Annotated in this window: 9 protein-coding genes; 8 read left to right on the top strand and 1 reads right to left on the bottom strand. The window is 65.3% G+C overall.

Annotation, left to right across the window (positions count from 1 at the left end; translation table 11 throughout):
* A partial coding sequence (locus tag M3498_15010) for a four-carbon acid sugar kinase family protein (GenBank protein MDQ3460589.1) occupies positions 1-513 on the bottom strand: 513 nt, incomplete at its 3' end.
* A gap of 240 nt (positions 514-753) precedes the next feature.
* Here M3498_15010 and M3498_15005 point away from each other — a divergent pair.
* The 8 genes from M3498_15005 to M3498_14970 all read left to right on the top strand — a co-directional run.
* Positions 754-1,488 carry a FadR family transcriptional regulator gene (locus tag M3498_15005; protein MDQ3460588.1) on the top strand — a complete coding sequence of 245 codons (735 nt, stop codon included), beginning with the start codon at positions 754-756 and terminating at the stop codon, positions 1,486-1,488.
* 187 nt (positions 1,489-1,675) lie between these two features.
* Positions 1,676-2,635: a TRAP transporter substrate-binding protein gene (locus M3498_15000; protein MDQ3460587.1), complete on the top strand. Its 960-nt coding sequence runs from the start codon at positions 1,676-1,678 to the stop codon at positions 2,633-2,635.
* Positions 2,636-2,751: 116 nt separating this feature from the next.
* A complete protein-coding gene (locus tag M3498_14995) occupies positions 2,752-3,267 on the top strand; it encodes a TRAP transporter small permease subunit (GenBank protein ID MDQ3460586.1) in 516 nt (171 codons plus the stop codon).
* Positions 3,264-4,544, top strand: a complete 1,281-nt coding sequence (locus M3498_14990) for a TRAP transporter large permease (protein MDQ3460585.1) — start codon at positions 3,264-3,266, stop codon at positions 4,542-4,544. The genes M3498_14995 and M3498_14990 overlap by 4 nt, the downstream gene beginning before the upstream one ends.
* 122 nt (positions 4,545-4,666) lie before the next feature.
* Positions 4,667-6,097 carry an aldehyde dehydrogenase family protein gene (locus M3498_14985; GenBank protein MDQ3460584.1) on the top strand — a complete coding sequence of 477 codons (1,431 nt, stop codon included), beginning with the start codon at positions 4,667-4,669 and terminating at the stop codon, positions 6,095-6,097.
* A gap of 39 nt (positions 6,098-6,136) precedes the next feature.
* Positions 6,137-6,892, top strand: coding sequence for an SDR family oxidoreductase (locus M3498_14980; GenBank protein MDQ3460583.1), 756 nt, complete (start codon positions 6,137-6,139; stop codon positions 6,890-6,892).
* A gap of 4 nt (positions 6,893-6,896) precedes the next feature.
* Positions 6,897-7,331, top strand: a complete 435-nt coding sequence (locus M3498_14975; GenBank protein ID MDQ3460582.1) for a hypothetical protein — start codon at positions 6,897-6,899, stop codon at positions 7,329-7,331.
* 329 nt (positions 7,332-7,660) lie between these two features.
* Positions 7,661-8,178, top strand: a 518-nt coding sequence (locus M3498_14970) for a hypothetical protein (protein MDQ3460581.1), incomplete at its 3' end; no start/stop codon positions are given.

Raw genomic sequence — 8,178 nt, 5'->3', positions numbered from 1 at the left:
GCTCAGGGGCTGGAGGGCGTGGTAGCCGGCCCCCGCCAGGAGGCTGGGCAGGTGGCCCAGCAGCGGCTCACCCCCCAGCGTGACGGGCCGGCCGTCCACGAGCTGGTAGCCCCCGACGGTGGTGCGGCCGGCCTGGGGAAAGGCCGGGGCGACGAGCGCGGGGCCGCGCCCAAGTGCTTTGCGCAACACCCGCAGCTCGAGGACGATATGGCCCCGCAAGGTCGAGTCGATGCGCTTTCCCCAGAGAATGGGTCGCTCGAGCCGCCGCTCGAGGGCGCCGATGCACGCCTTTAGGCGCTCGCCCGCCAGGCTTTCGTCCGCGTCCCGGCTGGCCAAGTCGACGACATAAGCCTGTCCGTCTCCAACCGCAGCCTCGAGGCGGTCATATTCCACGACATGCACGGCCCGCAGCCCTGCCTCGTAGAGGAGCGAGGCGCTGCTGTTGGCGCCGCTCAGGTCGTCGGCGAGATAGACGACGACCGGGCTTTGGGCGGCCGTCGCAGGCCGCGTCACATCAGCCTCCTTCACATCAGCCTCCAAGGTATAAAGCCCAAGGTGCAGGAGGGAGGCTCATTCCCCTGAAGTCCCTTTATGAAGCCCTCTCGAGACCAGCGTCAGCTTGACAGCTCATCAGACATCTGATAGCATTCTGCCACACGCAACTCGGTTAGGTCAACCATCCTCTTGGTTGAGCAGGATTACAGCACATGATTACGGAACGTGATTACGGAACGTGATTACGGAAGGAGGGAAATGCCGCAGCGGCCTGGAGGATCAAACGGCAGGGGTCTCAGCAAGATCAGCACGCCCAAGCTCGTCGACGCCGTCGCGCAAGAGGTTAGCGACTGGATCGTGTCCCGCGAGCTGAAGCCTGGTGAGGGCTTGCCCTCCGAGCAGGAACTGGTGGCGAGTTTCGGCGTGGCCCGCAGCGTCGTTCGCGAGGCGCTGGTCAGACTCGAGGCCTTGGGCATCATCGAGATTCACCAGGGCAAGGGCGCCTTTGTCTCGGCTCTGCCCTTAGCCCTGCTGCTGACGCAGATCCGCCGCTTAGGCCAGCGCCCCGAGGCATTCCTGCCCGACATCTGGGAGCTCCGCGAGATCGTCGAGTCGGCGATCGCGGAGCTGGCGGCGCGGCGGCGCAGCGAGAGCGACCTGGAGAACCTCGAGGCGGCGGCGCAGGGCATGGATGAGGCTATCGCCGGAGGCGAGCTGGGCGACAAGGAGGACGCGCTCTTTCACACTTGCCTCACCCATGCCGCGCACAACGCCGCTCTAGGGCAGGTGATGACGGGCGTGGCCACGCTGATGGACGCGTCGCGGCGGCGTTCCTTGGAACGCCCCGGTAGACCTGAAACCTCCAACGCCGAGCACCGCCTGGTTCTGGAGGCGGTGAGGCGTCGGGACCCCACGGCGGCCAAGGAGGCCATGCGCGTTCACCTCGAGAACGGCCGGGCGCTGACCGCGCTGGAGCTGGAGGAAGCGCTATGAACAGCGGCCGAAATCTCAGCGGCCAAGCGAAGGCATTGTGCGTCAAGGCATTGTGCGTCGAGGCGTCATGGAGGTGAAGAGGGATAGAGTACCGGAAAAACCAGGAAGGCTAGTGAACAGTTCTATCGGCTTCAAAGACATTCAAAGATATTCAAGGAGGAACACCGGCATGATGAAGTTCAGCTCTATGGTATCAACCTTGCTAGCCGCTTGCGTGATGGGCGGCCTGGTCCAGGCCCAGATGACCCTGAACCTGGGCTACTCGCTCTCGCCCGACTCGCACTACGGCGCCGGGGCACAGGCTTTTGCTCAAGAGATCGACCGCTTGAGCGAAGGCCGCATCCACATCGTCGAGCAGCCCGCCAACGCGCTCGGCGGTGAGCGCGAGATGGTTGAGGGCCTGCAGATCGGCTCGGTCGATATGGTGATCACCTCGACCGGCCCCGTCGGCAACTTCGTGCCGGAGATCCTGGTCTTGGACCTCCCCTTCCTCTTTCGCGACTACGAGCACGCGCGCGGCGTTTTGGACGGCGAGATCGGCCAGGAGCTCTTGGAGAGCTTCCCCGAGCGCGGCATCGTCGCCCTGGCCTGGACCGAAAACGGCTTTCGCCATCTGACCAACAACCAGCGCGCGGTGAGGACGCCCGAGGACCTGCAGGGGCTCAAGATCCGCACCATGGAAAACCAGGTTCACATCCGCGCCTTTCAGGCGGCGGGGGCGGCGCCCACGCCGATGGCCTTTCCCGAACTCTTCACCGCCTTGCAGCAGGGCACCGTCGACGGCCAGGAGAACCCCATACCGGTCATCACCTCGGCCAACTTCCAGGAGGTGCAGCGCTACTTGAGCCTGACCGGCCACGTCTACTCGCCGGCGCTGGTCTTGATCTCGCCCTCCGTCTGGGACCGCCTCTCCGAGGAGGAGCAGGGTTGGTTCAGGGAAGCGGCGAAGGCCTCGGTCGAGGCGACGCGCAACAAGGTGACCGAGGTGGAGCAGGAGGGCATCGAGGCCTTGCGCGCGGCGGGCATGGACGTAACCACCGACATCGACATCGAACCCTTCCGGGCGGCGGTGGCGCCCGCCTATGAGGACTTCACCAGGCAGTACGGCGACGAGCTCCTGGAGCGTATCCGCAACTACGGAGAATGAGGGGGGGCGAATGAGGCCGGCGGCAAGGCCAAAGCTTCTCGAGCACTTTCCGGTTCCCGGGCGTCCGCCCGGGAACCGGCCCGGCCGCTGCGATGGCCGCTGCGATGGCCGCTGCGATGATTAGCGCCTTTCTCGGCCTCGAGCGCTTCTTGACGGGCTTCGTCCACAACCTGGCGGCGCTCATGTTGGCCGTCGCCGTCAGCCTGTCCTTCTACCAGGTGATCACCCGCTTCGTCTTCGGCCACCCCTCGGTGTGGTCGGAGGTGGCCGCGCGCTCAGTAATGATCTGGTTCGTCTTTTTGGGCGCTGCGGCGGCCTTTCGGATGGGCGCCATGATCGCGGTCGAGCTCATCTACCGGCTCTTGCCGCGCCGCCTGCTGGTGCCGGTCTACAGCCTGGTGACGCTGCTGACACTGCTCGCCCTGCTGATCCTGGCCTGGCAGGGCTACAAGATGACCCTGCGCGTACAGCCGCAGACCTTGGCGGGCATCTGGATCTCGATCGCCTGGGTCTACGCGGCGATCCCGGTCGGCTCGGCCTTTTGCATCGTCGCCGTCCTGGCGCGCTTTGTCGAGGTCTTGAGGGACCCAGAGCAGCTTCTCTTCAGCGAAACGGTGGCGGAGACAGCGTGAACGCGGCGCTGGTCCTCGCCCTTATCTTGTTCTTCGCCCTGGGCGTGCCCATCGCGGTGGCGATCACGCTGGCCAGCATCGTCGCCATCGAGTTCTTTACCAACCTGCCGCTGCTCCTGGTCGCCCAGCGCATGTTCACCGGCATCGACAAGGTGCCCCTGATGGCGATTCCCTTTTTTATCCTGGCGGGCAACCTGATGGGGGCGGGGGGCATCTCGGCGCGGCTGGTGGACTTCGCCAAGTCGATCATCGGCGGCATGCCGGGCGGCCTCGCCTGCACCTGCGTCTTGACTTGCATGATCTTCGCCTCGGTGTCGGGCTCTTCGGTGGCGACGACCTTCGCCATCGGCGCCATTCTCATTCCCGCCATGATCCGTAGCGGCTACCCGCGCCCCTTCGCCACCTCGGTGCAGGCCTCCTCGGCGGAACTGGGCGTGCTCATCCCACCCTCGATTCCGCTCATCATCTACGGCGTCAGCACCGACGTGTCGATCGGCCAGCTCTTTATCGCCGGGATCGGGCCGGGTCTCTTGATCGGCGGCGCGCTCATCGTCTTTATCGCCGTCTTTAGCGCGCTCAAGGGCTTCGGCGGCGGCGACCGGAGCGGGCGGATGTCCTTTGGGACCGCCTCTAAGCGCGCGCTGCTGGCGCTGCTCATGCCCTTCGTGGTGATCGGCGGCATCTACGGCGGCGTCTTTACGCCCACCGAGGCCTCGGCGGTAGCGGTCTTTTACGCGCTCATCGTGGGTGGGCTCGTCTACCGCGAGATCAAGCCCCAGGAGCTGCCCGACATCTTCCGGAGGTCGCTCATCTCGACGTCCATCATCATGCTGATCATCGCGGCGGCGTCGCTGATCAGCTTTCTCATCTCCTACTCCGGCGCGCCCACCCAGATCGCCGCCTGGATGACGGGCCTTTTCGACGAGCGCTGGACCTTTCTGTTGGCCATCAACGTGGTCCTCCTCATCGTCGGCATGTTCGTCGAGACCTCGGCGGCGATCATCGTCTTGGCGCCCATCTTCATGCCCATCGCCCTGCAGTTCGGCGTCGACCCGGTCCACTTCGGGCTGATCATGGTCGTCAACTTGGCGCTCGGCATGATTACGCCGCCCCTGGGCGTCAACCTCTTTGCGGCCTGCACGGTCGCCAAGATTCCTCTGGACAGGATAATCGGCAGCCTCTTGCCCTTTGTGGGCGTGGTGTTCTTGTGCCTGATGATCGTCACCTATGTGCCGGAGGTGTCGCTGTTTTTGCGCGACCTGCTCTACGCGCGCTAGAGGTGAAAGCGTCGGGTGACGCTAAGCTAGAGGTGAAAGCGTCGGGTGACGTTGGGCTCGAGCGCTCTCAGCAGTCGGCCCGGTGAGGCTTTAGACTTATCGGAAGAAGGCGAGGAGAGAGCATGGCAAGCGAGACGTTAGACGCCGAGCCGCGAGAGGTCGCCGGGGGGAGCACCATTCCCGTCATCGACCCCAGCACCGGTGAAACCTTCGGGCAGATCAAGAGGGGCACGGCGAAAGACATAGACGCCGCCGTGAAGAGGGCCCGGCGCGCCTTCGAGGGTGGGTGGGAGCGCACACCCGCTTTTGAGCGCGGGCGCATCCTCATGCGCCTCAGCGGCCTCGTGCAGGAGCACTTTGACGCGCTCTGGAGGCTCGAGTCGCGCGACACCGGCAAGCCCGCGCCGCAGGCTAAGAGCGACATCAGCGCCTGCGCCCGCTACTGCGAATACTACGCCGGGGCGGCGGACAAATTGCACGGCGAGACGGTTCCCTACCATGACGGCTTCACCGTCATCACCCTGCGCGAGCCGCACGGCGTGACCGGCCACATCATCCCCTGGAACTACCCCGCGCAGATCTTTGGCCGCTCGGTCGTCGCCGCCCTGGCGGCGGGCAACGCCTGCGTGGTCAAGCCCGCCGAGGACGCCTGCCAGTCAATTCTGAGGCTGGCCGAGCTGGCCCTGGAGGCGGGGCTGCCCGAGGGGGTCTTGAACGTCGTCACGGGTTACGGCGAGGAGGCGGGCGCGGCCCTTGCCGGGCACCCCGACATCGACCACATCTCGTTTACCGGCTCGCCCGCGGTAGGGACGCTGGTGCAAGGGGCGGCGGCGCTGCACAACCGCCCGGTGACGATGGAACTCGGCGGCAAGTCGCCGCAGCTCGTCTTCGCCGACGCCGACCTGGAGAGCGCCCTGCCGAGCCTGGTCAACGCGGTCATTCAAAACGCCGGGCAGACCTGCTCGGCGGGCAGCCGCCTGCTCGTCGAGCGCTCGGCCTACGACGCGGTGATGGAGCGCCTGGCGGAGAGCTTTGGCAAGCTGAGGACGGGCGCCGCCACCCAGGGCCCGGACTGCGGCCCGCTCATCAGCGCGCGGCAGAAGGGGCGCGTGCAAGGGTTTCTCGACAGGGTTCGGGCGGACGGGCTCGAGGTCGTGGCGCAGGGGACCGTGGCGGACGCGCCGGCGGGCGGCTTCTACGTCCTTCCTACCCTCGTCGGCAACGTGCCGCCCGAGCACCCCCTCGCCCAGCAGGAGGTCTTCGGCCCCGTTCTGGCGGCGACGCCCTTCGAGGGCGAAGATGAGGCGGTCGCCTTGGCCAACGGCACGGACTACGGTCTGCTGGCGGGGGTGTGGACGGCTGACGGCGGGCGGCAGATGCGCCTCGCCCGGCGGCTCAAGGCCGGGCAGGTCTACGTCAACAACTACGGCGCGGGCGGCGGTATCGAACTGCCGTTTGGCGGCGTCAAGCGCTCGGGCTTTGGCCGTGAGAAGGGCTTCGAGGGCCTCAAGAGCTTCACGGTTCTAAAGACGGTAACCTTCAAGCATGGCTAGGGCAGCTACAGACAAGGCAGCTACAGACAGGGGTGAGGAATGAGGCTCGAGGACAAGGTAGCCATCGTGACCGGGGGCGGCTCCGGCTTCGGCGCGGGCATCGCCCGGCGCTTTGCCGAGGAGGGCGCCAAGGTCGTGGTGGGCGACATTGCTGAGGAGGGCGGCGAGAGAGTCGCCGGGGAAATTCGTGCCGGCGGCGGCGCGACAGTCTTCTTCAGGGCGGACGTGTCCAAAAGCGACGAGGTCAAGGCGCTCGTGGGCGCAGCCGTAGAGCGCTTCGGCGGCCTCGACATCATGGTCAACAACGCGGGCATCACGCACAGGAACGGGCCGATGCTCGAGGTTTCCGAAGAGGTCTTCGACCGGGTCTACGCGGTCAACGTCAAGAGCCTCTATCTCGCGGCCATCCACGCCGTGCCCGTCTTTCGGGCGCGGGGCGGCGGCGTCTTCGTCAACGTCGCCTCGACCGCCGGGGTGCGCCCGCGGCCGGGTCTGACTTGGTACAACGGCACCAAGGGCGCGGCCATCACCCTCACCAAGTCGATGGCGGTGGAGCTCGCGCCCGACGGGATACGCGTCAACGCCGTCAACCCGGTGATGGGCGAGACGGCGCTCTTCGACGACTTCATCGGCGGCGACTCGCCCGAAAAGCGGGAAAGGGTGCTTGCGGGCATTCCCCTGGGCCGTTTCAGCCGTGCCTCGGACATCGCCAACGCGGCGCTCTTTTTGGCCTCGGGCGAGGCCGAGTTCATCACCGGCGTCTGCCTCGAGGTCGATGGCGGGCGCTGCATTTAGCGCTGTGTCTAGGAGAACCGCGCTGCTGGCAGTCCTGCTGCTGCTCGCCGGTGCCTGGGCGCAAGAGGTCGTCCTCTACGACGCTACGGCTAGCGCCGCGGCTTTCGTCGCAAGCGACACCCTGACGCTCCACCTCTGGAGCGGCGAGCCCGTCGCCTACTTGGAGCGTGACCCCGTGGGCGACAGCTTTTCGGTCTACAGCCCTTACGGCGCTCATCTGGGCTGGTTCGACGAGGGCTTCCTCTGGGACCACGAGGGCCGGATTGTCACCTTTACGGAAGGGGCTTTGGAGGTGGCGGTACGGGCGCCGCCGCGGGGCGAGAACCGCTTTGCGCAGCTACCTCTGCTGAAGCGCCCCAGGGAGGAGGCACCTTTGCGGCCGCTCTGGCGCTACACCTGGTCCCAGCAGGAACTGGCGTGCCTGATAGGCCGGTGCTGAAGCCCTCCCACCTTCCCCTGACACCCCCCCTGACGTGCTTTGGAGATAGTGGCGCTGGAGACAGCGAGGGAGCGGTGACAGTGAGATTTGGCCGCGCCGAGGTGGTATGGTATCCCGGTGTGTTATCTTGGAGACGTCAAGGGAGGTAAACGATGAAGCGATGGACCCTTATGACCCTGGTGCTGCTGTGTTTGAGCGGTCTGTGTCCGGGCGGCCTGGCCTCGGCGCAGCGCGTCTGGAGTTCCCACCCTTGCTGAGAGGCTGAAGATGGGGGCAACCGACTCCGGTAGCGCAACAAGGCTATGCAAACCTATAGAGGAGAGGTACACATGAAACGAGCAGAACTGAAGCCACTTTGCCGATTCCTGGGCTTGATGGTGCTCGCGTTACTCGCTACGGTTTCGGCATCGGAAACCCCTATGGGAGAGGACGTGCCTTACTTTCCGGCGACCCACTCCCATAACGATTACTACCAGCCGCGGCCCTTGTTCGACGCGCTCGAGAGTGGGATGAGCAGCATCGAACCCGACGTGTTTTACGTGGAGATTCCTTTTGTCGACGATGAGGGAAACTCGCGTGCGATGAAAGAGCTCTATGTAGCCCACGATTGGGAAGAGATAGAGGGAGATGCACGCAGCGGGAGAACGATCGGAACCCTTACGGAAAGGTATTTAGACCCTCTCTGGGAAATCTTCCACGAGAGAGGGGGCACTATCTACCCTCAGGGCACGCTTCTTCTCCATGTGGACATGAAAACGGATACCGAAAAGACCTGGAGGCTCCTGCACAACATCTTGCAAAATTACCCTGGGCTCGTGACGAGGTATGACCTGGAGTCGCGCACGGT

This window comes from Deinococcota bacterium (assembly GCA_030858465.1).
GTDB lineage: Bacteria > Deinococcota > Deinococci > Deinococcales > Trueperaceae > JALZLY01.
Note: the sequence above shows the minus strand (reverse complement) of the source record. Positions and strands in the feature narration are given on the sequence as shown.